This is a genomic window from Klenkia brasiliensis (assembly GCF_900100695.1).
Lineage (GTDB): Bacteria > Actinomycetota > Actinomycetes > Mycobacteriales > Geodermatophilaceae > Klenkia > Klenkia brasiliensis.
In genome coordinates, this window is the sequence record NZ_FNCF01000006.1 from 290,804 (window position 1) to 315,230 (window position 24,427).

At 75.3% G+C, this 24,427-nt stretch carries 27 protein-coding genes; 13 read left to right on the forward strand and 14 right to left on the reverse strand.

Features of this window, described 5'->3' with window-relative positions:
* Nucleotides 1-48: 48 nt before the first annotated feature.
* The 4 genes from BLT39_RS18385 (at nucleotide 49) to BLT39_RS18400 (ending at nucleotide 4,231) form a co-directional block, all read left to right on the forward strand.
* A complete protein-coding gene (locus BLT39_RS18385; RefSeq protein WP_165640317.1) occupies nucleotides 49-1,821 on the forward strand; it encodes a putative bifunctional diguanylate cyclase/phosphodiesterase in 1,773 nt (590 codons plus the stop codon).
* A gap of 31 nt (nucleotides 1,822-1,852) precedes the next feature.
* Complete coding sequence (gene msrA, locus BLT39_RS18390) at nucleotides 1,853-2,512, forward strand: peptide-methionine (S)-S-oxide reductase MsrA (protein WP_091067102.1); 660 nt, start codon at nucleotides 1,853-1,855, stop codon at nucleotides 2,510-2,512.
* A 124-nt stretch (nucleotides 2,513-2,636) separates the two neighbouring features.
* On the forward strand, nucleotides 2,637-3,119 hold the full coding sequence (locus tag BLT39_RS18395) for a YfbM family protein (protein ID WP_242658545.1): 483 nt from the start codon (nucleotides 2,637-2,639) through the stop codon (nucleotides 3,117-3,119).
* Nucleotides 3,120-3,136: 17 nt separating this feature from the next.
* Entirely contained in the window at nucleotides 3,137-4,231 is a 1,095-nt protein-coding gene (locus tag BLT39_RS18400; protein WP_207508127.1) for a class I SAM-dependent methyltransferase, read from the forward strand.
* 1 nt (nucleotide 4,232) lies between these two features.
* Here the strand turns inward: BLT39_RS18400 and BLT39_RS18405 are convergent, their stop codons facing one another.
* From BLT39_RS18405 to BLT39_RS18425, 5 genes are all read right to left on the reverse strand, one after another.
* Nucleotides 4,233-4,982, reverse strand: a complete 750-nt coding sequence (locus tag BLT39_RS18405) for a GAF and ANTAR domain-containing protein (RefSeq protein ID WP_091067112.1) — start codon at nucleotides 4,980-4,982, stop codon at nucleotides 4,233-4,235.
* A 164-nt stretch (nucleotides 4,983-5,146) separates the two neighbouring features.
* Complete coding sequence (locus tag BLT39_RS18410; protein ID WP_242658536.1) at nucleotides 5,147-5,644, reverse strand: phosphoribosyltransferase; 498 nt, start codon at nucleotides 5,642-5,644, stop codon at nucleotides 5,147-5,149.
* A gap of 21 nt (nucleotides 5,645-5,665) precedes the next feature.
* Nucleotides 5,666-6,586 (reverse strand): pseudouridine-5'-phosphate glycosidase, encoded by a 921-nt coding sequence (locus BLT39_RS18415; RefSeq protein ID WP_091067115.1) that lies wholly within the window; start codon nucleotides 6,584-6,586, stop codon nucleotides 5,666-5,668.
* Entirely contained in the window at nucleotides 6,583-7,461 is an 879-nt protein-coding gene (locus tag BLT39_RS18420; RefSeq protein WP_091067119.1) for a carbohydrate kinase family protein, read from the reverse strand. Before BLT39_RS18420 ends, BLT39_RS18415 begins: the two co-directional genes overlap by 4 nt.
* A gap of 38 nt (nucleotides 7,462-7,499) precedes the next feature.
* Nucleotides 7,500-8,510 carry a LacI family DNA-binding transcriptional regulator gene (locus BLT39_RS18425; RefSeq protein WP_091067123.1) on the reverse strand — a complete coding sequence of 337 codons (1,011 nt, stop codon included), beginning with the start codon at nucleotides 8,508-8,510 and terminating at the stop codon, nucleotides 7,500-7,502.
* A 157-nt stretch (nucleotides 8,511-8,667) separates the two neighbouring features.
* Between BLT39_RS18425 and BLT39_RS18430 the strand changes: the two genes are divergently transcribed.
* Nucleotides 8,668-9,285 (forward strand): TetR/AcrR family transcriptional regulator, encoded by a 618-nt coding sequence (locus tag BLT39_RS18430; protein ID WP_165640318.1) that lies wholly within the window; start codon nucleotides 8,668-8,670, stop codon nucleotides 9,283-9,285.
* 126 nt (nucleotides 9,286-9,411) lie between these two features.
* The gene (locus BLT39_RS18435) at nucleotides 9,412-10,116 is read left to right on the forward strand and encodes a hypothetical protein (RefSeq protein WP_091067129.1); all 705 of its coding nucleotides are present in this window, start codon (nucleotides 9,412-9,414) and stop codon (nucleotides 10,114-10,116) included.
* A gap of 6 nt (nucleotides 10,117-10,122) precedes the next feature.
* Here BLT39_RS18435 and pucL read toward each other — a convergent pair whose 3' ends face one another.
* From pucL to uraD, 4 genes are read right to left on the reverse strand one after another with little or no spacing between them, the layout of a single operon-like run.
* A complete protein-coding gene (gene pucL / locus BLT39_RS18440) occupies nucleotides 10,123-11,013 on the reverse strand; it encodes a factor-independent urate hydroxylase (protein ID WP_091067134.1) in 891 nt (296 codons plus the stop codon).
* 48 nt (nucleotides 11,014-11,061) lie between these two features.
* Entirely contained in the window at nucleotides 11,062-11,523 is a 462-nt protein-coding gene (locus tag BLT39_RS18445) for a nuclear transport factor 2 family protein (RefSeq protein ID WP_091067136.1), read from the reverse strand.
* An 11-nt stretch (nucleotides 11,524-11,534) separates the two neighbouring features.
* Nucleotides 11,535-11,852, reverse strand: a complete 318-nt coding sequence (gene uraH / locus BLT39_RS18450; protein ID WP_091067139.1) for a hydroxyisourate hydrolase — start codon at nucleotides 11,850-11,852, stop codon at nucleotides 11,535-11,537.
* Nucleotides 11,849-12,346: a 2-oxo-4-hydroxy-4-carboxy-5-ureidoimidazoline decarboxylase gene (uraD, locus tag BLT39_RS18455; RefSeq protein WP_091067143.1), complete on the reverse strand. Its 498-nt coding sequence runs from the start codon at nucleotides 12,344-12,346 to the stop codon at nucleotides 11,849-11,851. Before uraD ends, uraH begins: the two co-directional genes overlap by 4 nt.
* Before the next feature lie 42 nt (nucleotides 12,347-12,388).
* Between uraD and aceB the strand changes: the two genes are divergently transcribed.
* The 5 genes from aceB (at nucleotide 12,389) to BLT39_RS18480 (ending at nucleotide 17,660) form a co-directional block, all read left to right on the forward strand.
* Complete coding sequence (gene aceB, locus BLT39_RS18460) at nucleotides 12,389-13,957, forward strand: malate synthase A (RefSeq protein WP_091067146.1); 1,569 nt, start codon at nucleotides 12,389-12,391, stop codon at nucleotides 13,955-13,957.
* Nucleotides 13,957-15,153, forward strand: coding sequence for a DUF6986 family protein (locus BLT39_RS18465; protein ID WP_091067149.1), 1,197 nt, complete (start codon nucleotides 13,957-13,959; stop codon nucleotides 15,151-15,153). Before aceB ends, BLT39_RS18465 begins: the two co-directional genes overlap by 1 nt.
* 175 nt (nucleotides 15,154-15,328) lie before the next feature.
* Entirely contained in the window at nucleotides 15,329-16,282 is a 954-nt protein-coding gene (locus BLT39_RS18470) for an ATP-binding protein (RefSeq protein WP_165640319.1), read from the forward strand.
* Nucleotides 16,283-16,314: 32 nt separating this feature from the next.
* A complete protein-coding gene (locus BLT39_RS18475; RefSeq protein ID WP_091067157.1) occupies nucleotides 16,315-17,133 on the forward strand; it encodes an SDR family oxidoreductase in 819 nt (272 codons plus the stop codon).
* On the forward strand, nucleotides 17,130-17,660 hold the full coding sequence (locus tag BLT39_RS18480; protein WP_242658537.1) for a MarR family winged helix-turn-helix transcriptional regulator: 531 nt from the start codon (nucleotides 17,130-17,132) through the stop codon (nucleotides 17,658-17,660). The genes BLT39_RS18475 and BLT39_RS18480 overlap by 4 nt, the downstream gene beginning before the upstream one ends.
* On the opposite strand, the gene ald is transcribed toward BLT39_RS18480, so the two are convergent.
* Nucleotides 17,637-18,752 (reverse strand): alanine dehydrogenase, encoded by a 1,116-nt coding sequence (gene ald / locus BLT39_RS18485; RefSeq protein WP_091067162.1) that lies wholly within the window; start codon nucleotides 18,750-18,752, stop codon nucleotides 17,637-17,639. The two genes, BLT39_RS18480 and ald, sit on opposite strands and share 24 nt — an antisense overlap.
* Nucleotides 18,753-18,871: 119 nt before the next feature.
* Here ald and BLT39_RS18490 point away from each other — a divergent pair, with 119 nt between their 5' ends.
* The gene (locus BLT39_RS18490) at nucleotides 18,872-19,333 is read left to right on the forward strand and encodes an Lrp/AsnC family transcriptional regulator (RefSeq protein ID WP_207508128.1); all 462 of its coding nucleotides are present in this window, start codon (nucleotides 18,872-18,874) and stop codon (nucleotides 19,331-19,333) included.
* Nucleotides 19,334-19,346: 13 nt separating this feature from the next.
* Here the strand turns inward: BLT39_RS18490 and BLT39_RS18495 are convergent, their stop codons facing one another.
* On the reverse strand, nucleotides 19,347-19,670 hold the full coding sequence (locus BLT39_RS18495) for a hypothetical protein (protein ID WP_091067166.1): 324 nt from the start codon (nucleotides 19,668-19,670) through the stop codon (nucleotides 19,347-19,349).
* Nucleotides 19,671-19,853: 183 nt separating this feature from the next.
* On the opposite strand from BLT39_RS18495, the gene BLT39_RS18500 reads away from it, so the two are divergent.
* Nucleotides 19,854-21,266 (forward strand): YcaO-like family protein, encoded by a 1,413-nt coding sequence (locus tag BLT39_RS18500; protein WP_165640320.1) that lies wholly within the window; start codon nucleotides 19,854-19,856, stop codon nucleotides 21,264-21,266.
* Here the strand turns inward: BLT39_RS18500 and BLT39_RS18505 are convergent, their stop codons facing one another.
* From BLT39_RS18505 to BLT39_RS18515, 3 genes are read right to left on the reverse strand one after another with little or no spacing between them, the layout of a single operon-like run.
* Complete coding sequence (locus tag BLT39_RS18505) at nucleotides 21,267-22,151, reverse strand: carbohydrate ABC transporter permease (RefSeq protein WP_207508130.1); 885 nt, start codon at nucleotides 22,149-22,151, stop codon at nucleotides 21,267-21,269. It abuts the gene before it with no gap.
* Nucleotides 22,148-23,083, reverse strand: a complete 936-nt coding sequence (locus BLT39_RS18510) for a carbohydrate ABC transporter permease (protein ID WP_091067173.1) — start codon at nucleotides 23,081-23,083, stop codon at nucleotides 22,148-22,150. Before BLT39_RS18510 ends, BLT39_RS18505 begins: the two co-directional genes overlap by 4 nt.
* Nucleotides 23,080-24,375 (reverse strand): ABC transporter substrate-binding protein, encoded by a 1,296-nt coding sequence (locus BLT39_RS18515; protein ID WP_165640321.1) that lies wholly within the window; start codon nucleotides 24,373-24,375, stop codon nucleotides 23,080-23,082. Before BLT39_RS18515 ends, BLT39_RS18510 begins: the two co-directional genes overlap by 4 nt.
* Nucleotides 24,376-24,427: the final 52 nt, after the last annotated feature.

Here is a 24,427-nt window from a genome sequence, read left to right on the forward strand (position 1 = left end):
GCGCGGTGGGGTCTGCACTCCGGACGATGTGGTGCCGAGATGCAGCCCATGACCTCGTGGCTCGCCGGCTGGCGCACCGGCTCGTCGCTGGCCGCCCCGGAGTGGGAGGCGCGGCACCGGTGGATCACCCGTGCCGCGCTCGCGCAGGCGGTGTGCCTGGCCCTGCTGACCGGCGCGCTCGACCACGGGCGCGGTGCCGCGGGCCTGGTCCTGCTGGCCACCGGCCTGCCGGCGGCGCTGGCCACCCGGGCCACCTGGCCCAGCCGGCTGCGCACCGTGCTGGCCACGCTGTCCCTCACCACCGGTGCGGCGCTGCTGGTGCCGGTCACCGGCCAGGGGGAGTCCTTCAGCTGGATGCTGCTGGCCATCGCCGCCTGCGCGCTCTACCAGGACTGGGCCATCGTGCCCACCGCGGTCGTCGTCGCCGTCGTCGACTTCGCGATCGTCGTCTTCGGGCCCGCCGAGCTCGACCTTTACGACCTGCTGCCGGTCGTGGCCACCCTGCTGGTCTGCCTGGTGCACCACCGCACCTGGCAGCTGGCCGAGGACACCGCCCGCACCGACCCGCTCACCGGCCTGGGCAACCGGCGCCGGCTGGCCGAGGCCACCGGCCGGATGCTCCGTGCGGGCGGGCCGCTGAGCGTGCTGTTCTGCGACCTGGACGGCTTCAAGGGCGTCAACGACAGCCGAGGCCACCACTTCGGCGACCAGCTGCTGGCCGAGGTGGCCGGCCGGCTGGGTGCCGGGGTGCGCAGCGGCGACCTGGTGGTGCGCCTGGGCGGTGACGAGTTCGCCGTCCTGGTCCCCGGGCCGGCCGTGCACGCCGCGGACGTCGCCCGCCGGCTGCAGACCGCGATGCGCGTGCCCGTGCAGCTGACCGGCCGCCCGGTCACCGTCACCGCCAGCATCGGGGTGGCGACCACGGCCACGGCCACCGGCCGGGACGCCGAGGAGCTGCTGCGCAACGCCGACGTCGCGATGTACCAGGCCAAGGCGACCGGCCGGAACCGCGTGGTCACCTTCGCGCCCGGGATGGCCGAGGCCGTGCTGGACCGGGTCGAGCTGGCCGAGGACCTCACCGCCGCGATGGCCGCCGGCGACCAGCTGTCCCTGCACTACCAGCCGGTCGTGACCCTGCCCGACGGCCGGGTGCACGGCCACGAGGCACTGCTGCGCTGGCGGCACCCCACCCGGGGGCCGGTGCCGCCGCTGAAGTTCGTGCCCATCGCCGAGCAGACCGGCGCCATCGGCGCGCTGGGCGCGTGGGTGCTGCACCGCGCGGTGGCCGACGCCGCCGCCGGGCTGGCCGACGGGTCGGGCCCGAGCCGGGTCGCGGTGAACGTCTCGGCGGTGCAGCTGGCCGACGAGGGCTTCGTGGACGTCGTCGCGGCGGCCCTGGCGGCGAGCGGGTTGCCGGCGCACCTGCTGGTCCTGGAGGTCACCGAGAGCGTGCTGGCCGACGACGTGGACGCCGTCTGCGCCCGCCTGCAGGCCGTCCGGGACCTCGGCGTCCGGATCGCCATCGACGACTTCGGGACCGGCTACTCCAGCTTGTCCTACCTGCGCCGGCTCCCGGTCGACATCGTCAAGATCGACCGCAGCTTCGTCACCGACCTGGCCCGGGGCGGCTCGGCGACCACCCTGGTCGCCTCCATCCTCGAGCTGGCCCGCAGCCTGTCGCTGGACGTCGTCGCCGAGGGCGTGGAGACCCCGGTGCAGCAGGTGGCGCTGGCCGAGCTGGGCTGCTCGTTCGCGCAGGGCTACCTGTTCGGCCGGCCCGCGCCGCTGGACACCGCAGCGAGGGCCCTCCAGCTGGACTGAGCAGGTTGCGGGCCGGTCCTACATTCGGGGCATGTCGTTCTTCTCCCGCGCCGCCAAGACCCAGCCGGTGTCCGCCGAGGACGCCCTCCCGGGCCGGTCCGCCGAGCTCCCGCACGTCCCCGAGCTGCACGCGGTCAACGGCAACCGGATCAAGCCGCCCTTCCCCGAGGGCCTGCAGACCGCCGTCTTCGGCGCCGGCTGCTTCTGGGGCGTGGAGAAGGTCTTCTGGCAGCTGCCCGGCGTCTACTCCACCGCGGTCGGCTACGCCGGCGGCTACACCCCGAACCCCACCTACGAGGAGGTCTGCTCGGCGCGCACCGGGCACACCGAGGTCGTGCTGGTGGTCTTCGACCCCGCGCAGATCTCCTACGACGTGCTGCTCAAGGAGTTCTGGGAGGAGCACGACCCCACCCAGGGCATGCGGCAGGGCAACGACGTGGGCACCCAGTACCGCTCGGCGGTCTACTACGTCACCGACGAGCAGAAGGCCGCCGCCGAGGCCTCGCGCGAGGCGTACCAGGCCCGGTTGAACGCCGCGGGCTACGGCGAGATCACCACCGAGATCCTGCCGCTGGGCGACTTCTACTACGCCGAGGACTACCACCAGCAGTACCTGTACAAGGTCCCGAACGGCTACTGCCCGGTCAACGGCACCGGCGTGAGCTGCCCGGTCGGCCTCACCGGCGTCTGACCCCCGCGGGGCCGGCATCGGCCAGGGTCCCCGGTCCGACTCCGTCCTCCTGCACCAGACCTGGCGCAGGAGGGCGGACCCCGGTGCGGGAGGACGACGCGGCGGGCACCATGCGCGCGTGGGCATGCTCTGGACCGCGGTACGGATGGACCCGGACCAGCTGGACGCCGTGCGCGCCGACCCCGGCCGCTGGTGGGACCTGCTGGAGTCCGACGGCGAGGACGTCGTGGACCTGGACAAGGCCTGGCGCGGCGTCCACGTGCTGCTCAACGGCGACATCGGGGACGTGACCACCCCGGCCGGTGCCGCCTTCTTCGGCGGGGAGCCGCTGGGCCCGGACGGGGGCGACGCCGACGCCGGGTACGGCGCGGCCCGGGTGCTCGCGCCCGACGAGGTGCTGGCCGCCGCCCGGGCGCTGCGGGGACTCGACCTGCTGCAGCTGCTCACCCGCTTCGACCCGCAGGCCTGGGGCGCCGACGGCGTCTACCCCTCGGGCTGGACCGAGGGTGATGCGCACGCCTACCTCCTGCCCGCGCTGCAGCAGCTGCGGGAGTTCCTGACCGCAGCGGCCCGGGAGGGGCAGGCGGTGGTGGGCGGCATCTGCTGAGCGGGCAGAGTGGGGCGGTGGCCTTCCTCGACCAGCTCCGCCGTGACCCCGACGTCGAGGCGCCCGACCTGGTCGCCGTCGACGCCACCGACCGGCTGCTGCTGGACGAGGCGGCCGCCGCGATCGCCGTCCACCCCGACGGCGTGCTCACCGTCGGCGACACCCACGGCGCCCTGACCCTGGGTGCGATCGTGCTGCACGGCGCGACCGGGGTGCGGGCGCACACCGACCTGCGGGTGGCCGAGCTGGCGCTGGCCGCCAACGCCGAGCGCACCGGCACCACCGGGTTCACCGTCCTCCCGCAGCTGGACGCCACCGGTGCGCGGGTGGTGCTGGTGCAGGCGCCCAAGGCGCTGGACGCGCTGCGCGAGGTCGCCGAGGTCGTCGCGGCGGGTGCGGACCCCTCCGTCACGGTCTACGTCGGCGGGCGGGTCAAGCACATGACCCGGGCGATGAACGACGTCCTGGGCGACTCCTTCACCGACGTGCACGCCACCCTGGCCCGGCAGAAGTCCCGGCTGCTGGTGGCCACCGGCCCCCGCCCGGGCACGCCGTCCTTCCCCCGCTCGGCCGAGCACCCCGACCTCGGGGTCACCGTCGTGGCCCACGGCGCCGCCTTCGCCGGCACCAAGGTCGACCTCGGCACCCGCGCCCTCCTCCGCCAGCTCCCGGCCGGGCCCGGCGGGGGGAGGGCGGTCGACCTCGGCTGCGGCACCGGCGTGCTCGCCGTAGCCCTGGCCCGGGCCGGCTTCTCCGTGCTGGCCTCGGACGCCTCCGCCGCCGCGGTCGCCTCGGCGGCGGCCACCGCGGCGGCCAACGGCGTCGCCGACCGGGTCGAGGTGACCCGGGACGACGCCCTGGCGGGCGTCGAGCCGGGCAGCGTCGACCTGGTGGTGTGCAACCCGCCCTTCCACCAGGGGACGACGGTGCACGCGGGGATCGCCGACCGGCTGTTCGCCGCGGCGGGCCGGGTGCTGCGCCCGGGCGGGCAGCTGCTCACCGTCTACAACTCGCACCTGCCGCACCGGGCGGCGCTGCGCCGGCTGGTGGGCCCGACCCGGCAGCTCTCCCGCGACCCCCGGTTCACCGTGACGGCCTCCACCCGGCTCTGAGTCAGCGCTCCAGCGCGGTCAGCAGCTCCTCCGGCAGGGTGCGCGAGACGACCTGCTGGGCCAGCGCCCGGACCTTGGTGTTGGTGTGCGAGGACAGCACCCGCAGCTGGTCGAACGCCTCCTCCGGGGTGACCCCGGTGCGCGCCGCGAGCATGCCCTTGGCCTGCTCGATCACCGCGCGGTGCGCCACCGCCTCGCGCAGCTGGTCGACCTCGGCGCGGGCCCGGGCGAACTCGTCCACGTTGGCCAGCACGACGCCCACCGCGCGCAGCTCGCCGTCCAGGTGCCCGGTGGTCTCCTCGGTCAGCGCGCCGGCGGCGGAGGCGTAGAGGCCCAGCGCCACCCCGAGCCCCTCGACCGGGACCGGCACCGGCAGCGCCGCGCAGCTGAGCGCACCCTGCCGCACGGCGGCCGCCCGGAACTGCGGCCAGCGGTCGTCGGTGCGGACGTCGGGCAGCAGCTGCGGCTGCGCGGTGCGGGCCGCGGTGGTGCAGGGCCCCGAGCCGGCCACCCGCTGCGCCTCGTCCAGCTCGTGCGCCAGCAGCCCGGTCCACGCCGCGCTCGTCGTGCCGGCCGGCGTCGCGACCGTCACCGACACCGCGTCGGCGGCCGGGACCGCGGCCAGGACGGCACGGGTGAGCAGCCGCTGCACGTCGTCGGGGGAGCAGTCGCGCAGCAGCACTCCGAGCAGCTGGTCCGCCACGCCGCCGGCGGGGTCGCGCCGGGGGTCGGCGGCCTGCGATGGGGTCAACCGGTACCTCGCCGTCCGGCCGGCCCCGGACGTGCGGGGACGGCCTCAGGTCCGGTGCCGCGGGGTCGCGCGCCTCGTCCTCGACGTCGACCGGCCGGCTGGGTGGAGCACCGAACCCGGCCAGAATAATGACTGCGCGGGTTCCGCTTCCAGGTGGCCCCGGGTCAGTGCGCGAGACCTCCGCGGCGGTTGACCACCGGCGGCTGCACCGACCAGGGGAAGTCGATCCACGCGTCGGTGCGCTTCCAGACGTAGTCGCACTTCACCACCGAGCGCGGCTTCTCGTAGACCACCGCCGAGCGCACCTCGGCGACGTAGCCGGCGCAGAAGTCCCGGACCAGCTCCAGGGTCTTGCCGGTGTCGGCGACGTCGTCGGCGATGAGCACGTCGGAGCCGGTCAGGTCGACCCGGTCCAGGTTCGGCGGCAGCATGACCGGCAGGTCCAGCCGCTCGTCGACGCCGGTGTAGAACTCGACGTTCATCACGAAGAGGTTCTTCACGTCCAGGGCGTAGCCCAGCGCGCCGCCCAGGAACAGCCCGCCACGGGCGATGGCCAGGATGAGGTCGGGCTCGAAGCCGTCGTCGGCGACCTGGTGGGCCAGGTCGCGGCCCGCCGTCCCGAACATCTCGTAGGTCAGCGTCTCGCGTTCCGGTGCCGTCACGCCGTCATCCTGGCACCCTGCTCAGCGCTCGAGCAGGGCCTTCGCCACCTGGGCCGCGACGGCCGCGTTGTTCTCGGCCAGGGCGAGGTTGGCCGGGATGGACTCGCCGTCGGTCTCGGCCTCGATGCGGGCCAGCACGAAGGGGGTCACCTTCGGGCCGCGCACCCCGGCGTCGTCGGCGGCGGCCAGGGCGCGCAGCATCTTCGCCTCGATCTCCTCCGCGGGGATCTCGGCGGCCTCGGGGATCGGCACGGTCAGCAGGACGCCGTTGTCCTCGCGCAGCCGGTTGCGCAGCACGCGCGCGACCGTCGCGGCGTCCTCCACCCGGTGCGGGACGGGCAGGCCGACCGAGCGGGAGTAGAAGGCCGGGAACCAGTCGTGCTGCCAGCCCAGGACGGGGACGCCGATGGCCTCGAGGTGCTCCAGCGTGCGGGGCAGGTCCAGGAAGGCCTTGGCGCCGGCGCAGACGGTGACGACCGGGTGGCCGGCCAGCGCGTCGAGGTCGGCGGAGACGTCGCCGGAGACCTCGACCCCGCGGTGCACGCCGCCGATGCCGCCGGTGGCGAAGACCTCGATGCCGGCGGCGTGGGCCAGCGCGACCGAGGCCGACACGGTGGTCATGCCCTCGGCCCAGCGCTGCGCGATGGCCACGGGGACGTCGCGCTCGGCCACCTTGGAGCTGCCGGTGAGCACCCGGTCGACGTCCTCGGGGGCCAGGCCCACCCGGGGCCGGCCGTCGAGCACGGCGGTGACGGCGGGGACGGCGCCCGCGCCGCGGACGGCTGCCTCGCAGCGGTCGAAGGCCTCGCGGTTGCCCGGCGCGGGCAGGCCGAGGTTGGAGAAGATCGTCGACTCCATGGCCACCACGGGCGTGCCCTCGGCCAGGGCGGTGGCGACCTCGTCGGCGACGACGAGACCGATGCGGTCGGCGGTGCTGGTCATGCGGTGTCTCCCAGAGGGGTGGGGTCGAGGACGGCGCCCGGCTGCTGCAGGACGCGGGCGGCCAGCGCGTGGCCGGCCCGGACGGCGGAGGGGAGGTCGGCGCCCGTGGCCGAGGTGGCGGCGAGCGCGGTGAGGAACCCGGCGGCGAACGCGTCGCCCGCGCCGGTGGTGTCGCGGACGGCGGCGACGGGGTCCACGGGCACCCGGGTGGTCGTGCCGTCGGGGAGGGTGACGGTGGTCGCGCCGGCGCCGGCCTTGACCACCGTCGTGCGCGCCCCGGGGACCGGGCCGAGGGCGAGGGACTCCTCGGCGTTCGCGATCAGCACGTCGGGGTCGAGCCCCGCGATCGCGGCCCGCAGGACGTCGGCGCCCAGCCGGGTGACCAGGTCGACGGAGGAGACGTCGACGCTGGTCAGCGCACCGGCGGCGCGGGCGGCGGCGAACAGGGTGGCCACCGCGGCGGCCGGGCCGGGGGTGGCCAGCGCGTAGGCGGGGGCGTGCACCACGGCGGCCCCGGCGACCCAGGAGGTCGGCGGGTCGGCCAGCTCGGCGGCGGCACCGCGGTCGGGGACCATCGTGCGCTCACCGGCCGGGTCCACCAGCACGACGATGCTGCCGGTGCGCCCGGCCCGCTGCACCGCCACCTCGACGCCGGCGGCCTCGAGCCCGGCGGTCAGCGAGGCGCCGAGCGCGTCGTCTCCGACCCGGCCGACGAAGCGGCTGGCGGCCCCGGTGGCGGCGGCGAACACCGCGACGTTGGCCGCGCTGCCGCCGCGGGTGCGCACCACCCGGCCGGGGTTGTCGGTGCCGTGCCGGAGGGGGCCCTCGGTCCAGACGACCACGTCCTCCACGACGTCGCCGATGCAGACCAGCACGGGACCCTCCTCGCCGTTAAGCGCTTAACGCGACGGTATCACATCGTCGCCGGCCCGGTGCTCCCGCGGACGACGAGCTGGGCGGGGAGCACCACCGGCGCCGGGTCGACGGCGGTCCCGTCGATCACCCGCGACAGCAGGACGGCGCCGCGGTGCCCGAGCTCGCGGGCCGGCAGCCGGACCGTGGTCAGCGGGGGTGCCGAGACCGCGGCGAAGGGGATGTCGTCGAAGGCGGCCACCGACAACCGGCCGGGCACCGGGACCCCGGCCGCGGCCAGCGCGGACAGCACCCCGAGGGCCTGCACGTCCGTGGCGGTGACCACGGCGGTGGCCCCGGACCGCTGCCAGCCCTCCAGCGCGGCCGTCGCGTGGCCCACCGCGCCGGCCAGGTCGATGCCGGAGCGGTCGCCGGTGACCACGGCCCCGGGCACCCGCCGCGCGAACTCGTCGGTGAACGCCGTCCGGCGCTCCACGAAGGTCGACCAGGGCCGGTTGCTGTCCACGAACACCACGTGCCGGTGGCCGAGCCCGGCCAGGTGGGCGGCGAGCTCGCGGGCACCGACGACCACGTCCATGGAGACCTGGTGGCCCCCGGCCGCCGGGTCGTCCAGGTGCACCACCGGCAGGTCGGGTCGGCCGGCGGGCAGCGTCCCGGGGTAGTTGATGAGCACGCCGTCGACCGTCGCCGCCCCCACCGGCTCGGTGTCGGGCTCGGCGTCGTCGGAGGCGAGCAGGAGCAGCAGGTGCCCGGTGCCCTCGGTCGCCTCGGCGATGCCGGCGGCCGCCCCGGCGGCGACCTGGGCGGTGAAGGGGTTGGTCATGTCGTGGGCGAGCAGGGCGACCTGGCGGCGCCGTCCGGTGGCCAGGGCGCGGGCCGAGGCGTCGGTGACGTAGCCGAGCGCGGCGATGGCGTCGAGGACCCGCAGCCGGGTGGCGGGGGAGACCCGTCCCTCGGCCTTGCCGTTGACGACGAAGGAGACCGTGGCCACCGAGACGCCCGCTCGGGCGGCGACGTCGACCGCCCGGGCCCGGCGGGGCGGTCTGGTCATGGCTGCGCGGCCTCCCTCGGTGCTGGTCGGACCCTAACCCGCTGTGGTCGACCTGTGCCTGACGCAACTCTCACCCCCGACCTGCCCGTCCGGCGTTGTGCTCCGCGGCCCGGGCTGGGAACGTCGGGAGCGACAACCCCGGACGGAACGAGCCACCGTGACACCCCGACCCGCCCAGCCCGCCGACGCCGCGGCCGTGGACAGACCGCGGCGTGGCCGACCGCGGGACGAGGAGCTCACCGGCCGGCTGCTGCACGGCGCGCTGGACCTGGTCGCCGAGCAGGGCCTCGGCCGGCTCAACGCCGACGCGCTCGTCGCGCGCACCGGGTCCGGGCGCAGCGGGCTGTACCGCCGCTGGTCGGACATGAGCAGCCTGGTCGCCGATGCGCTGGTGCAGCAGCCGCTGGTCCCGGCACCGGCCGACACCGGCAGCCTGCGCGGTGACCTGCTGGCCCTGTTCGAGCCGTGGCGGCACCCGCTGACCGCCGCCGAGCAGACCGCCGCGGCCCTGCTCGGCCCGGCGGGGCACGACGCCGCGCTGCGCAGCGCCCTCGACGAGGCGGTCGTCGAGCCGCTGGCCGCGGTCGTCGCGGCGGTCGTCGAGCAGGAGGCCCGTCGGGGCCGCCCGGTCCCGGCCGACCGGCAGCGGCTGGTCGGTGTCGTGGTGCAGGCCCTGTGGTGGGAGCGCTACGTGACCGGGCGTCCGGGGAGCACGGAGGCCGAGGTCGCGCAGATCGTCGACCGGGCCGTGCTGCCCCTGCTCGTGGACGGCTGACGGGTCTGTTAATTTTCGGCGGTTCGTGTCCCGCAAATGCGAGTCCGTCGAGTCCGCGGCGGACGGGGACCTGTCGTCGAGGAGCGTCACCGTGGTCCCAGCCCGCCGGCGCGCCGGTGTGCGCCGTTGAGCCTGGTCGAGCGTTTCCGCGCCGAGGTCGCGCGGACGCCGGACGGGGACCTGCTGCCCGACCGGCTGGCCCGGGCCTGCGTGGCCCTGCTGCCCTTCGAGGGCGCCGGGCTGTCCGCGAGCCTGCTGCCCGACCACCGGTTGCCGCTGGGGGCCAGTGACCCGACCGCGGCCGCGGCCGAGCGGCTGCAGTTCACCCTGGGCGAGGGTCCCTGCCTGACGGCGCAGCAGACCCGTACCCGGGTGGTCGCGGCGACCGCGGAGGAGCTGCGCGACCGGTGGCCGGTCTACGCCCAGCAGCTCACCGGGCTCACCCCGTTCTGCAGCGTGGTGTCCACGCCCGTGGGCGGGTCCCTGTCCGGCGTCGTCGCCGTGGACCTGTACCGGGCGGCGTCGGGCCCGCTCGCGGACGACGTGCTGGCCGCGGTCGACGAGGTCGCCGGCGCGGTGGGCGAGGCGCTGGCCGGTGACCTGTCCGGCGAGGTCGACCTGCAGCTGGGGCTGCCGCCGGCCCTGCGCACCCCGGCCATCGACGCCCGGCAGCGGGTCTGGCTGGCCATCGGCCAGCTGGCCGGGGCGCAGGGCAGCACCGCCAGCGCCGCCCTGGCCACGCTGCGGGCGCTGGCGTTCCGGCACGGCATCGACGTCGAGACCGCCGCCGACCGCGTGCTCACCGGCGAGATCGAGCTCGCCGGCCCCTGACGGGGGTCAGACGAAGCCGGGGGTGCCCTGCCAGGCGACCTCGGCCGGGGGGACGTCGTCGCGCAGCACGGCCCCCTCGATGAGCCCGTAGGGCCGGTCGTCGGCGTGGTAGACGACGTCGGGGTTGTCCAGCCCGAAGGCCGACAGGTCCTGCAGGAAGTGGTGCTTGTTCGGCATCGACAGCCGGACCTCGGCCACCTCCGGGACGGTCTCCAGCACCGCGGTGCCCATCGCGTGCAGGGTCTGCTGCAGGGCGAGGGAGTGGGTCGAGGCGAAGGCCTCGAGCATCGTCGTCCGCACCGTGTCGTACACGCCGTGCCAGTCCAGGTCGGTCGAGGTGTACCGCCAGCGCGCGGTCACCGCGGTGGCCAGGATGCGCTCCCGGGTCTCGGCGAGGGTGGTGTAGGCGTCGCGGGGGAAGCCCCAGAACTCCGACCCGGTCGACTTCAGCACCACCAGGTCGGTCAGCCCGGCGACGACGTGCAGCTGCGCGTCGTCGGCGGTGACCACGGCGGTGCGCACCTCGGCGCCGGCCCGGCGGAACGCGTGGTCGTGCGGCTGGCCGCCGACGGCGATCCGGTCCCAGCCGTAGGACTCCAGGGCCACCCGGGCGCCGCTGATCCACGGGTAGGACCCGGCGAAGTGGGCGGCCAGCCGGATGCCGAACGCCTCGGGGGAGGAGATCCCGTCGCGGGCGAAGGCGAACACGGTGTTCTTCTGCGCGTCGGTGGTCAGCACGTGCGCGTTGTCGCCGGTCAGGTGCGCGGCGGAGAAGTCACCGCGCAGCGCCGAGCTGACGTTGAGGTCCACGAGGGTGTGCCGCGGGGTGGAGCGGTCGACCGCGACCACCCGCACCTCGGCCTTCCCGTACTGGTTGGGTCCGAGCACGATCGCCATGGCGCCACCCTCCCCGATCTCGATGTCAGCCGTGTTGCACGTGGAACCTCAGCGCAGCGGGATGTCCCGGCCCCGCTCGTCGTCGGGCCGTGGCCCGCGGATGCGCCGGTCGGCCTCCGCGATGGCGGTGTCGTTGATGCTCGCCTCGCGGCGGCGCATGAGGCCGCGGTCGTCGAACTCCCACAGCTCGTTGCCGTAGCTGCGCCACCACTGCCCGCCGGCGTCGTGCCACTCGTACTGGAACCGCACGGCGATCCGGTCGTCGGTGAAGGACCACAGGCTCTTGCGCAGCGCGTACTCCAGCTCGCGCTCCCACTTGCCGGTCAGGAAGGCCACCACCTCCGCCCGGCCGGTCAGGAACTCGTCCCGGTTCCGCCAGACGGTGTCCTCGGTGTAGGCCAGGCTCACCCGCTGCGGGTCGCGGCTGTTCCAGGCGTCCTCGGCGGCCTGCACCTTGGCGGCGGCGGTGCCGGCGTCGAAGGGCGGGAAGGGGGGACGGGGCTCGGTCACGGGGATCCCTCTCAGCTGCCGCGGTAGGTGGAGAACGCGAAGGGGGCCAGCAGGAGCGGCACGTGGTGGTGCGCCGTACCGTCGACGACGGTGAAGTCCAGGCTCACCGACGGGTAGAAGGTCTCCCGGCCCTGCTCGAGGAACCACGACCCGGTCGCGAAGACCACCCGGTGCGGGCCGGTCCCGGTGTCCCGGTCGGCCAGCCGGAACCGGCCGTCGGCGTCGGTGACGCCCTCGCCGAGCAGCTCGTCGCCGGCGAACAGCTGCACCACCATGCCCGCCGCGGGCCGGCCGAGCACCGAGTCCAGCACGTGCGTGGAGACGCTCATGCCGGCACCAGCGCCCGGACCCGCAGCTGCGTGATCTGGGCGAGCTGCTCGACCACCTCGGGCCGCTCCTGGTCCGGCGTGTGCGCCAGCCGGCGCCGCAGCTCGGCGAGCATCTCCTCCGGCGTCCGGCCGGCGGCCCGGACCAGGAACACGTGGTCGAACCGGTCCTCGTACGCGCGGTTCCCGGCCAGGATGGCCTCCCGGACGTCGTCGTCGGCCCCCGACATCGAGGCCTGCTCCCGCCGGGACGACGACGCCTCGGCCGAGTCCCCGGACACCCGGTCCCCGATCCGCGGGTGCGCGGCCAGCGCCTGGGCGACGGCGTCCCAGGGCAGGGCGCGGGAGACCTCGCCGGCCCGGTCCACCAGGGCGTCCACCGAGTCGTAGGGGCGTCCCGACGCCACGGCGGGGGCGAACGGCGCGGCCGCGTTGCACGCCCGCAGCGCCGTCGTCACCTCGTCGTCGTCGGCGGCGTTGAAGCTGGCCAGGTCCACGGCTGCGAGGATGCCAGGACACCCCCGAGTCGAGGAGAGCGCATGGTCGACGTGCAGGTCGTCGGACCCGAGGTCGAGCGGTCCGGGGAGGTGCTCACCCCCGAGGCGCTGCAGTTCGTCGGCACGCTGCAGCACCTGTTCGGTGCCTCGCGCGACGAGCTGCTCGCCGCCCGCGCCCGGCGGCGGCAGGCCGTGGCCGACGGCGAGCCGCTGGACTTCCTGCCCGAGACCGCCGACGTGCGCTCCGGCGACTGGTCGGTGCCGCCCCCGCCGCCGGGGCTGGTCCGCCGCCGGGTGGAGATCACCGGTCCCACCGAGCCCAAGATGGCGATCAACGCCCTCAACTGCGGCGCCGACGTCTGGCTGGCCGACCTCGAGGACGCCAACACCCCGCACTGGCGCAACGTGGTCACCGGCCAGCTCGTGCTGCGCGACGCCGTCCGCGGGTCGCTGGAGTTCACCAGCCCCGAGGGCAGGCACTACGCCGTCCGGCCCGACGCCGTGCTGCCCACGATCGTGCCCCGCCCGCGGGGCTGGCACCTGGACGAGCGGCACGTGCTGGTGGACGGCGACCCGGTGGTCGGCGCGCTCGTCGACGCCGGGCTCTACCTGTTCCACAACGCGCAGGCCCAGCTCGACCGCGGCAGCGGTCCCTACTTCTACCTGCCGAAGATGGAGAGCCACCTCGAGGCGCGGCTGTGGGCCGACGTCTTCGTGCACTGCGAGCGCGAGCTCGGCCTGCCGCGCGGGTCGATCCGCTGCACGATGCTGATCGAGACCATCCCGGCCGCGTTCGAGATGGAGGAGCTGCTCTACGAGCTCCGCGAGCACGCCACCGGCCTGAACGCCGGCCGGTGGGACTACCTGTTCAGCGTGGTCAAGGTCTTCCGCGACGCCGGGCCGGCGTTCGTGCTGCCCGACCGGTCCGCGGTCACCATGACCGCGCCGATGATGCGGGCCTACACGCAGGCGCTGGTGGCCACCTGCCACCGCCGGGGCGCCATGGCGATCGGCGGCATGGCCGCGCAGATCCCCAGCCGCCGCGACGCCGAGGCCAACGCCCGCGCCCTGGCCAAGGTGCGCGAGGACAAGACCCGCGAGGCCGGCGACGGCTTCGACGGCTCCTGGGTCGCCCACCCGGACCTGGTGCCGGTCTGCCGCGAGGTCTTCGAGGGCGTGCTCGGCGACGCCGACAACCAGCTGGGCACGCAGCGGGACGTCCACGTCACCCGCGAGCAGCTGCTGGACGTCGCCGGCGTCCCCGGCGACCGCACCGAGGCGGGGCTGCGGGCCAACGTCGAGGTCGGCATCCGCTACCTGGCCGCGTGGCTGGCCGGCAACGGCGCCGTCGGCATCCACGGCCTCATGGAGGACGCCGCCACCGCCGAGATCAGCCGCTCCCAGGTCTGGCAGTGGCTGCGCGGCGGGGTCGTGCTGGACACCGGCGAGACGGTCACCCCCGAGCTGGTGCACCGGGTCATCGACGAGGAGGTGGCCGGCATCGGCGAGCTGGACCGGCTCGACGACGCCCGCCGGCTGTTCGAGCAGGTCGCGCTGGCCGAGGACTTCCCCGACTTCCTCACCCTCCCCGCCTACGCCCTGATCGACTGATGGAGGAGGCAGTCCTCGCCGAGCTGGACCGGGCGCTCGAGCCGGTGGACGCCGCCCGCGCGGCGGCCTACCCGGGCGAGGCACCGACCCGCCAGCCGGTGCACACCTGCTACGTGCCCGCCGACGCCGTCGTCCCCGGGCTGGTGGGGTCCTGGGGCGAGCAGGCGCTGGCCGCGCTGGACGAGCACGGCCTGCCCGACCTGGGGCTGCCCGGCGAGCTGGTCGAGCAGGTGCTGCCGCGGGTGCGGGCCAAGCTGGCCGCCGAGCCGGTCGAGGACCTGCGGGTGGACAGCGAGGACGGCTACCGCGGCCCGCCGGACCGGGAGGACGACGACGTCGCCCGCGCCGCGGCGGTGCTGGCCGCGGAGCCGGGCCTGCCGCCGTTCTGGGGCACCCGCGCCAAGTCGCTGGAGGGGCCGACCCGGCGCCGGGGCGTCCGCTCGCTGGACCTCTTCCTCGGCGGGCTGGCCGGCCGCGGCCGCGCGGTGGTGACGCTGCCGAAGGTGACCGCGGTCGAGCAGGTCGCGGCGTTCCTGCCGGTGCTCGACGCGCTGGAGCAGGCGCACGGCCTGGCGCTGGACCTGGAGCTGCAGGTGGAGACGCCGCAGGCGGTGCTGGGCGCCGACGGCGCGGCGACGCTGGCCGCGATGCTGCACGCCGGGCGCGGCCGGGTGACCGGGCTGCACTACGGCACCTACGACTACTCGGCGTCCCTGGGCATCTCCGCGGCCCACCAGGCCAGCGACCACCCGGCGGCCGACCACGCCAAGGCCACCATGCAGGTCGCGGTCGCCGGCACCGGGGCGCGGGCGGTCGACGGCTCCACCAACGTGCTGCCGGTCGGCGAGCGGGCCGCGGTGCACGCCGCCTGGCGGTTGCACGCGGGGCTGGTCCGCCGGGCGCTGGAGCGCGGCTTCTACCAGGGCTGGGACCTGCACCCGGCCCAGCTGGTCACCCGCTACACCGCGACCTACGCCTTCTTCCGGGCCGCGCTGCCCGCCGCCGGCGCCCGGCTGGCGGCCTACACCGCCCGGGTCGACGGCGGCGTGCTCGACGAGCCCGCGACCGCCCGGGCGCTGGCCGGGGTGCTGCTGCGCGGGCTGGACTGCGGCGCGCTGGACGCCGCGGAGGTCGCTGCGGCGGCCGGGGTGGGGCGCGCGGCGCTGGACGCCCTGGCCGGGCGCCCGCCGCGGTGAGGGCCGACACGCCGCATGTGCGCGCTCACATGCCCCGCGGCGGGGGTGCCTGTGCAGGTCAGGCGGGCAGGGGGCACCATGACGTGTCGGCGACCCCGGCCGGTGCCGGTTGTGCGCATCCGAATCAGTCATGATGACGCGGTCGATCGGGTTCCGGCAGCGGGGAGGAAGGCGCGTGCACGTGGACGTGGGCACCCCCGACCGGGTGCACGGGCTGGTCGCCTGCTCCTCCGACGACGAGCTGCTGTCGGTCGTCCTGGGCTGGGCGCGGGCCGGGCTGGCCGACGGTGACCTGACCGTCGTCGTCGTCCTGCCCTGGGCCGCCGAGCACGTCCGCGCGGAGCTGCCCGGCGCCGAGGTCTGCGAGCTCGGGCCACCGGCCCCGCGCGCGCCCGACGGCATCGCCCTGCAGCTGGGCCTCGTGCGCCGCGCGGCCGCCGAGGGCCGCCGGCTGCGCATGGTGGGCCAGGTGCACGAGGACGGCGGTGACCCGCGGCTGTGGGACGAGCGGCTGCGGTGCGAGGTCGCCTACGAGCACGTGTTCGGGGCCACCCCGCTGAGCACGCTGTGCGTCTACGACCGCCGCACCGTCCCGCCCGCGGTCCTCGAGGCCGCGCTGCTGGCGCACCCGCAGTGCATGGTCGACCGGCACCTGGGGACCAACCCGGCGCACCTGGCCCCCCTCGACGTCGTCGCCTCGCTCGGCACGCCGGTGGAGCCGCTGCAGGCCGCCGAGCCGGTCTTCGCCGTCGACGACGCCCCGACGCTGCCCGAGCTGCGGCACGCACTGTCGGCGGCGCTGCGCGGCCGGTTCGCCGACCGGGACACCGAGGAGGACGTGCACCTGGCGGCCAGCGAGATCGCGGCCAACGCCTTCCGGCACGGCGGCCGCCCGGTCTCGGCCCGGGTCTGGGCCGATGCCGAGCGCGTGGTGCTGACCGTCTCCGACGGCGGGCAGCAGGGCTTCGACGGTCGGCTGGCCGGCTACCGGCCGGCGCACGGCGACGACCTCGCCCACGGCGGCATGGGCCTGTGGCTGGCCCGCAAGCTCTGCGACCACGTCGACGTCGAGTCCGGCGCCACCGGCACGACGGTGCGGCTGACCACCGCCGTGCGCCCCCGGGCTTGACGCGGGCGGTACCTCACCGCTGAGGTAAGCGGGTGATCGTGGTGACGGCGGCCGGGGGCAGCACGGGGACGGCGGTGGTCCGCGCGCTGCGGGCGCGGGGGGAGCAGGTGCGTGCCGTGGTCGGCAGCGACCGCGCGCGCCCGGAGCTGGACGGGCTGGGCGCCGAGGTGGTGGTCGCCGACCTGGTCGGCGACCCGGCCGGCCTGCCGCTGGCCGGTGCCGACGCCCTCTACCTGATCTGGCCCAACTTCGAGCCCAGCGAGGCCGCCGGGGCGCCGGCCGCGTTCCGGGCGGCCCGCGACGCCGGCGTCGGGCGGGTGGTCTACCACTCCGTGCTGCGCCCGCAGCTGCGCTCGATGCCGCACCACGCCGCCAAGGACCGCGCCGAGGAGGCCCTCGACACCGCCGGCGTGCCCTGGCGGGTGCTGCAGCCCTGCGCCTACGCCGACAACCTCGACGCCGCCCTGGCCACCGCGGCGACCACCGGCGAGCTGCGCAGCGCGTGGGGCACCCGGCAGGCGCAGTCCTTCGTCGACCTGCGCGACGTCGCCGAGGCCGCCGCGGTGCTGCTCACCGAGGACGGCCTGGACGGCGGCACGTTCGAGGCGGTCGGGCCCGCCGCGCTCACCGCCCCCGACGTGGCCGCGGCGATGGCGCACCGGCTGGGCCGGCCCGTGGTCGCGGTCGACGCCCGGGCGCCCGAGCGGGACGACTACGCCGGCCGGTGCCTGCGCACGATGCTCGAGCACTACCGGGCGCACGGGTTCACCGGCAGCCCGCGGGTGCTCACCGACCTGCTGGGCCGCGCGCCCCGCACCTTCGCCGAGCACCTCGAGGAGGTCGCGGCGTGAGCGGCGACGCGATGGACGTCATCCTGGCGCAGTGGGCCCGCGAGCGCCCCGACCTGGACTGCTCGCCGATGGGCATCATCGGCCGGATCTCCCAGCTCCAGCGCGAGGTGCACCTGGCCCAGCGGGCCACCTTCGCCCGGCACGGGCTGGACGCGCCGTCCTTCGACGTGCTGGCCGCGCTGCGCCGGGCGGGGGAGCCCTACCAGCTGACCCCGACCGCGCTGATGCGCACCGCGCTGGTCACCAGCGGGGCCATCACGCAGCGGCTGGACCGGCTGGAGGAGAAGGGCCTGATCACCCGGGAGCGCAGCGAGGCCGACGGCCGGGCCGTCGTCGTCACCCTGACCGACGCCGGGCGGACGGCGCTGGACACCGCGCTGCCCGACCACCTGGAGACCGAGCACGGCATGCTGGCCGGCCTCAGCCCCGCCGAGCGGGAGCAGCTGGCCGGCCTGCTGCGCCGGTTCCTCGTCGCGCTGGGCCGGGTGCCCGACCCGGACCCCTCAGCCGAGCAGGTCGGCGGCTGAGGTCCACGGCAGGTCGTGCGCGGCGGCGACCGGCTCGCTGGTCAGCTGCCCGCCCAGGCTGGTGAGCCCCTTGGCCAGCACCGGCGAGGACGCCGCCGCGCCGCGCACACCGGAGTCGGCGACGGTGATCAGGTAGGGCAGCGTCGCCGAGGTCAGCGCCAGCGTGGAGGTGCGGGCGACCGCGCCGGGGATGTTGGCCACGCAGTAGTGCACGACCCCTTCCTCGACGTAGGTCGGGTCGGAGTGGGTGGTGGGCCGGCTGGTCTCGAAGCAGCCGCCCTGGTCGATGGCGATGTCGACGGCCACGCTGCCCGGCCGCATGGAGGCGACCATCTCGCGGCTGACCAGCTTGGGGGCCTTGGTGCCCGGCACCAGCACGGCGCCGATGAGCACGTCGGAGTCGGCCACGTAGGAGGCCAGCCGCGCACGGTTGGGCTGCACCAGGTCCAGTCGGCCCTCGAAGACGTCGGAGAGGTAGGCCAGCCGCGCCGGGTTGGTGTCGAAGACCCGCACGATGGCCCGCATGCCGACCGCGATCTTGGCGGCCTCGGTGCCGGACACGCCGCCGCCGATGATGGTCACCTTCGCCGCGGGCGTGCCGGGGACGCCGCCCATGAGGATGCCGGCGCCGCCGGACGGGCTCTCCAGGTGGTGCGCGGCGGCCTGCACGGCCATCCGGCCGGCGACCTCGCTCATGGGGGTCAGCAGCGGCAGCCGGCCGTCGGGGGTCTGCACGGTCTCGTAGGCGATGGCGTCGATCCGCCGCTCGACGAGGAAGTCGGTCAGCGAGCGGTCGGCGGCGGCGTGCAGGTAGGTGAACAGCTGCTGACCCTCGCGGAAGCGGTGGTACTCCGCGGGCACCGGCTCCTTGACCTTGACCACCAGGCCGGCCTCGGCGAACACGGCGTCGGCGTCGGCCACCACCCGGGCGCCGGCGGCGGCGTACTCCTCGTCGGTGAACCGGGACCCGGTGCCGGCACCGGACTGCACGAGCACCTCGTGCCCGTGGTGCACCAGCTCCGCGGCGCCGTCGGGCTGCAGCGAGACCCGCTGCTCGTTGTCCTTGATCTCGCTGGGGATGCCGACGCGCACGATGTCCTCCTGGGGAACGGGTGGCACCATTCCACCGAGCCGCTGCGGTCCAGGACCAGAGGAGCCGAACAAGTGCGCAGAGATCGAAGCCTCCACCGCACCGGGTGCGGTGCGCGGCGGTGAGCGAGGGGTCCCGCCGAACGCTGGACGACGTCGACCGCCGGCTGCTGGAGCTGCTGCGCGCCGACGGACGGCGACCCAACAACCAGCTGGCCGCGGCCGTGGGCCTCTCGCCGTCCACCTGCCTGGCCCGGGTGCGCGCGCTCGTCGCCGAGGGCGTCATCACCCGGTTCACCGTCGAGCTGGACCCCGACGCCGTCGGCGACCCGCTGCAGGCGCTGGTCGCGGTGCGGCTGCGCCCGGGCGCCCGGCACCAGCTCAACGTCTTCGCCGACGGCCTGCGCCAGCTGCCGGAGGTGGCGCAGTTCTTCTACCTGGCGGGCGCGGAGGACTTCGTGGTCCACGTGCGGGCCCGGGACACCGCGCACCTGCGCGACTTCGTCACCGACCGCATCTCCACCCAGCCGATGGTGGCTGCGACCAACACCAGCCTCATCTTCGAGCACGAACGCGGTCGGTGACCGCGCCGGCGGGTCAGTGCGTGTCGGCGGCCGGCAGGGCGGCGTCGACGCCGGGCACCCAGCGGACGGCGCCGTCGAGGGTGACGACGACGACCTCGTCGACCTCGGCCGGCAGGTCCAGCCCGGCCAGCAGGGTGCTCACCGACTGGGCGGTGGCGGCCAGGGCGCGCTGCACGTCCGTGGCGGTCGTGGTTGCCTCGAGGTAGAACACCTCGGGCACGTGCGGGTCCTCGCGCACGGCGGTGCCCTCGGGGGCCTCCAGCCGCAGCGCCACGCCCACCTCGAAGGCGTGCCGCAGGTCGGTCTGCACGACCGCGCAGGTCACGAACGTCTGCACCTTGTCTCCCTCTCCCCGCTCCGTGCGATGCGGACCCGGCCGGCTCTGGAACGGGTGCGTACACGGTCTTCGCAGTCAGGGGTGCCCGTCAATGGCCGACACATGCTTCAGCGCTGAGAGATCACTCGCTGGGGTCACCCCGGTGCTCGAGCGGGTCAAGGACGCCCGGGGCACAGTGACGGGGTGACCGACCCGGCCGCGGCCTACCGCGCAGCCCTGCCCGACGGCTGGACCACCGAGCTGGACCTGCGCGGGTACGACCGCACCGGCGTCCCCGTCGTGGCCACCGTCTGGCGCTCCGCCGACGGCACGCGGTCCGGCCACGGGGTCGGCTACGGCGCCACGGAGGCCGCCGCGGCGACCGGGGCCTGGGGCGAGCTGGCCGAGCAGGTGCTGCTGGACGACGCACTGCTCCACGTGGAACCACGCACGGCCACGCACCGCGAGCTGGTCGCCGAGCGCGGCGCCGACCGGGTGGCCGACCCCCGCACCCTGGTGCTCCCCGCCGGCGCCGACCCCGACCGCCCGCTGCGCTGGCTGCCCACCACCCGCTGGGCGACCGGCGAGGAGGTGCTGGTCCCCGCCGAGTTCGTCGCCCCGCACGCCGGGGGCATCGCCGGCGGACCCCCGCCCGGCGGCTGGCTGGTCACCCCGATCACCAACGGCATGGGCGCCGGGGACACCGCCGAGCGGGCCGTGGCGCACGGCATCGGCGAGCTGCTGCAGCGCGACGGCGACACCGTCGACTTCCGCGCGCTGGACACCGGCCGGGTGGTCACCGGCATCGACGACCCGCAGACCGTGGCGCTGCTGGACGCGCTGTCCGCCGTCGGCCTCGACGTCACCGTGAAGCTGGACAGCACCGAGTTCGCCGTCGTCGTGCACGCCGTGGCCCGCGACGCCGCCGCCGACCCGCCGGTGGTGCTCAGCGCGGTCGGCGAGGCCGCCGCCCCCGACCGCGCCGAGGCGGTGCGCAAGGCGGTGCTGGAGCTGGCGTCCTCCCGCGCCCGGCGGGCGTTCGCCTTCGGGCCGCTGGACCGGGTACGCGCGCTGCACCCGGACTACCTGGCCGCCGAGCTCGCGGTCCCGCTGCCGCCGCAGGAGGAGCGCGCGCTGGCCGAGATGACCGCCTGGGACGGGCTGTCCACCGCGCAGCTGGACCAGCTGCTGGCCCCGATGTGGCGGCGGAGCTCGGAGGTGGCCTTCGCCGACCTGCCGACGTCCGCCGTCACCGGGCCCACCGACACCCTGGCGCTGTACCGGGAGCGGCTGGCCGGTTTCGACCTGCTGGTCGCCCCCGCCCGGGTCGGCGACGTGCACGTGGCCAAGGTGCTGGTGCCCGGGCTGGAGGTGGAGACGCTGTCCTACGGCCGGATCGGCGAGCGGGTGCTGCGCCGGCTGCTGGACCGCGGCTCGGACCTCGTCGGGCTGGGGGCGCCGTCCGGGGACCGGCGGCCGGTGGTGCTCACCCCCGAGGCCACCGAGCGGGTCGGCGGCCCGGCCTGGCTGGACGTCGCCGCCGTGGCCCGGACCGTCGGCGACCTCTACCCGCTGTACCGCGAGCCCACCCGGCACGCGCCGCAGCGGCTGGGCTGATCAGCGCAGCCCGCTGCGCGCGACCCCCTCGACGAACTGGCGCTGGAAGAGCGCGAAGACCACCAGCACCGGCAGGGTCGACAGCAGCGCCATGCCCATCAGCGCCGGGTAGTCGGTGCCGTACTCGCCCTGCAGGAACGACAGCCCGATCGGCACGGTGAACAGCTGCTGGTCGTTGAGCACGATCAGCGGCCAGGCGAACTCGTTCCACCGGTACATGAACGTCAGGATCACCAGGACCGCGATCAGCGGCCGGCTCATCGGCAGCACCACCGACCAGAAGATCCGGAGGTGGCCGGCGCCGTCGAGGCGGGCGGCCTCGAGCACCTCGTCGGGGATGCCGAGCATGAACTGCCGGCACAGGAAGATGCCGAACGCCTCGGCCGCCCGCGGGATGATCACCGCCCAGTACGAGTTGATCCAGCCCAGCCCCGCGACCAGCTGGAACTGGGGCACCATGACGACCTGCACCGGGATCATCAGGGTCGAGACGATCATGATGAACACGACCTGCTGGCCGCGGAAGCGGTACTTGGCCAGCACGTAGCCGGCCAGCAGGTTCAGCGTCACCGACAGCGCCATGGCCACCAGCGCGATCGCGGTGGAGTTGAGGAAGAACTGGCCGAAGGGCAGCAGGGTGAACGCCCGGCGGAAGCCGTCCAGCGTCGGGTTCTCCGGGAAGAACCGCAGCGGCCCGCTGGTCAGCGCGCCCTGGTCGCTGAAGGCGGTGACCACCATCCAGTAGAGCGGGAAGAGCATCACCAGCGCCCCGACCACCAGGGCCACCGCGCGCCAGGAGGCCCAGCCGGCGCCGCCGCGGGCCGGCGGGGCGGTGCGCCGGGCCCGCGACCCGGTGCGGACGGCGGGCCGGTCGAGAGCGGTCACAGGTCGGCCTCCTGGGCGCGCTGCCGGCGGTACCAGAGCGCGGTGAGCACGGCGATGAACAGGTAGGTGACGACGCCGATCGTCGCCGCGTAGCCCTGCCGCCGGGCGTCGAAGCCCTCGGCGTAGGCGTAGGTCACCAGCATCTCGGTGGCGTTGCCGGGCCCGCCGCCGGTGAGCACGTAGACGATGTCGAAGACCTGGAAGCTCTCGATGACGCCGAGCACGACCAGGAAGATCGTCGTCGGCTTGAGCAGCGGCACCACGACGTACCGCAGGCGCTGCCAGCGGCCGGCGCCGTCGGTCTGCGCGGCCTCCAGGTACTCCCGGGGGATCGACTGCAGGCCGGCCAGGTAGACCACCATGACGAAGCCGATCTTGGTCCAGATGCTGATCAGCACCAGCGAGCCCATCGCGCCGACCGCGTCGGACTGCCACGGCACGCCGTCCAGGCCGACGGACCGCAGCAACCGGTTGATGACGCCGACGTTCTCGTTGAAGATCCAGCGGCCCGCGACGGCGATGACCACGCCGCTGATCACGTAGGGCACGTAGTAGATGGCCCGCAGCACGCCGCGCCCGCGCAGCGGCTTGTTCATCGCCAGCGCGATGCCCAGGCCGATCACCAGCGAGACCGGCACGGTGAGCAGGGCGTAGAGGAAGGTGTTCGCGGTCGCCCGCCAGAAGGTGGCGTCGCCGAACAGCTCGGTGTAGTTGTCCGTGCCGACGAACTCCCGGGGCCCGAAGCCCGAGGAGGAGTAGAAGGACAGCCAGACGGTGGCCAGCAGCGGCAGGAAGAGGAAGACGCCGAAGACCAGCAGGTTGGGGGACAGCAGGCCCCACGCGGCCAGCGAGTCGCGGGAGACGCGCCGCCTGCGTGGGGGGTCCTCCCGGGGGACCGGGGCGGTGACCGCGGCCGGCGCCGCCGTCGTCACGCGAGCCGCCCGGTGATGTCCTCGGCGAGGTCGGCCAGCACCCGGCCGGGGTCGTCGCCGGCCAGGAACGCCTGCTCCAGCCGGTCGACGATCGAGGAGTTGACCGCGTTGAACTGCGGCACGGTCACCTGCGCCGACAGCTCGGGGGTGATGGTGGTGGCCTGCTCCACGAACAGCTCCATGAGGTCGGGCCGGACGGCGTAGTCCAGCTGCTGGCCGAGCAGGGCGGTGCGGGTGGGCAGCACGGTGGCCTGCTCGCAGAACAGTGCCTGCTGCTCGTCGTCGGAGAGGAACGCGAGGAAGTCCGCCGCGGCCTCGGGGTTCACCGACTGCGCGGTGGCCACCACCGCGTTGCCGCCCAGGTCGGCCGAGGCGCGCTCGTCGGCGGGCAGGAAGGTCGCGCCGTACTGCCGGCCGGCCGAGACGAACGCGGGGTCGATGGTGGGCAGCAGGAAGTCCCCGGCGAAGACCATCGCGATCGTGCCGGTGGTGAACAGCTCGTCGACGTAGGAGCCCTTGGTCGACGTCGTCGGCGGCACCAGCCCGTCGGTGAAGAACGCCTGGGTGAAGGCGAGGGCGTCACGGCCCTCGGGGCTGTCGACCGCGGGGCCGGTGAGGTCGTCGGTGAGCAGCCGGCCGCCGCGCTGGTCGACCCAGTTCAGCCACCGGTAGGCGCCGGCGAGCTGCCAGTTCACCCCGAAGGCGAACTGCGCCTCGCCGGTGGGCAGCCCGGCGGCGATGGACCGGAACTCCTCCCAGGTCCAGGCGTCGTCCAGGCCGGTGGGGATGCGGGCCCCGGCCAGCGCCTCGGTGTCGTAGAGGACCAGCGAGGTGTCGGTGTGGTGCGGCACCCCGTAGACCCGGCCCTCGCTCTGCACCGCGGAGACGAAGGCGTCGCCGAAGCCCTGCAGGAACCCGCCGGGCAGCAGGTCGGTGAGGTCGAGCAGGGCACCGCCGGCGGCGTAGACGCCGATGTCCTGGTAGGTCACCCGGAACAGGTCGGGCCCGCGGTTGCTCGCCAGGTTGGCGTCCACCCCGGTCAGCGCCTCGGAGAACGGGACGACGTTGAACACCACCGGGACGCCGCTCCCGGCCGTCCACCGCTCGGCGACGGTGCGGAAGGCGGCGAGCTCGGCCTCCCCGGCCCAGAGCGTGAAGCTCAACCTGCCCTCGGTGCTGCCGGTGCCGTCACCGCTCTGCAGGGCGAACCCGGTGCCGCAGCCGGTGAGGGCCAGTGCGCCGGCCGCCGTCGCGCCCAGGAACCCCCGCCGGGACAGCCGTGAGCTGATCACCGCCCGACCTTGGGGCCTGTGCGGTTCCGGCACCAGTCGATCTTGTGAGCGG

Excerpts from the sequence above, each read along its gene's own strand:
- BLT39_RS18385 (WP_165640317.1), top strand. The coding sequence starts at position 49 with ATGACCTCGTGGCTCGCCGGCTGGCGCACCGGCTCGTCGCTGGCCGCC.
- msrA (WP_091067102.1), top strand. The coding sequence starts at position 1,853 with ATGTCGTTCTTCTCCCGCGCCGCCAAGACCCAGCCGGTGTCCGCCGAG.
- BLT39_RS18395 (WP_242658545.1), top strand. The coding sequence starts at position 2,637 with ATGCTCTGGACCGCGGTACGGATGGACCCGGACCAGCTGGACGCCGTG.
- BLT39_RS18415 (WP_091067115.1), bottom strand. The coding sequence starts at position 6,586 with ATGACCAGCACCGCCGACCGCATCGGTCTCGTCGTCGCCGACGAGGTC.
- BLT39_RS18425 (WP_091067123.1), bottom strand. The coding sequence starts at position 8,510 with ATGACCAGACCGCCCCGCCGGGCCCGGGCGGTCGACGTCGCCGCCCGA.
- pucL (WP_091067134.1), bottom strand. The coding sequence starts at position 11,013 with ATGGCGATCGTGCTCGGACCCAACCAGTACGGGAAGGCCGAGGTGCGG.
- uraH (WP_091067139.1), bottom strand. The coding sequence starts at position 11,852 with ATGAGCGTCTCCACGCACGTGCTGGACTCGGTGCTCGGCCGGCCCGCG.
- aceB (WP_091067146.1), top strand. The coding sequence starts at position 12,389 with ATGGTCGACGTGCAGGTCGTCGGACCCGAGGTCGAGCGGTCCGGGGAG.
- BLT39_RS18465 (WP_091067149.1), top strand. The coding sequence starts at position 13,957 with ATGGAGGAGGCAGTCCTCGCCGAGCTGGACCGGGCGCTCGAGCCGGTG.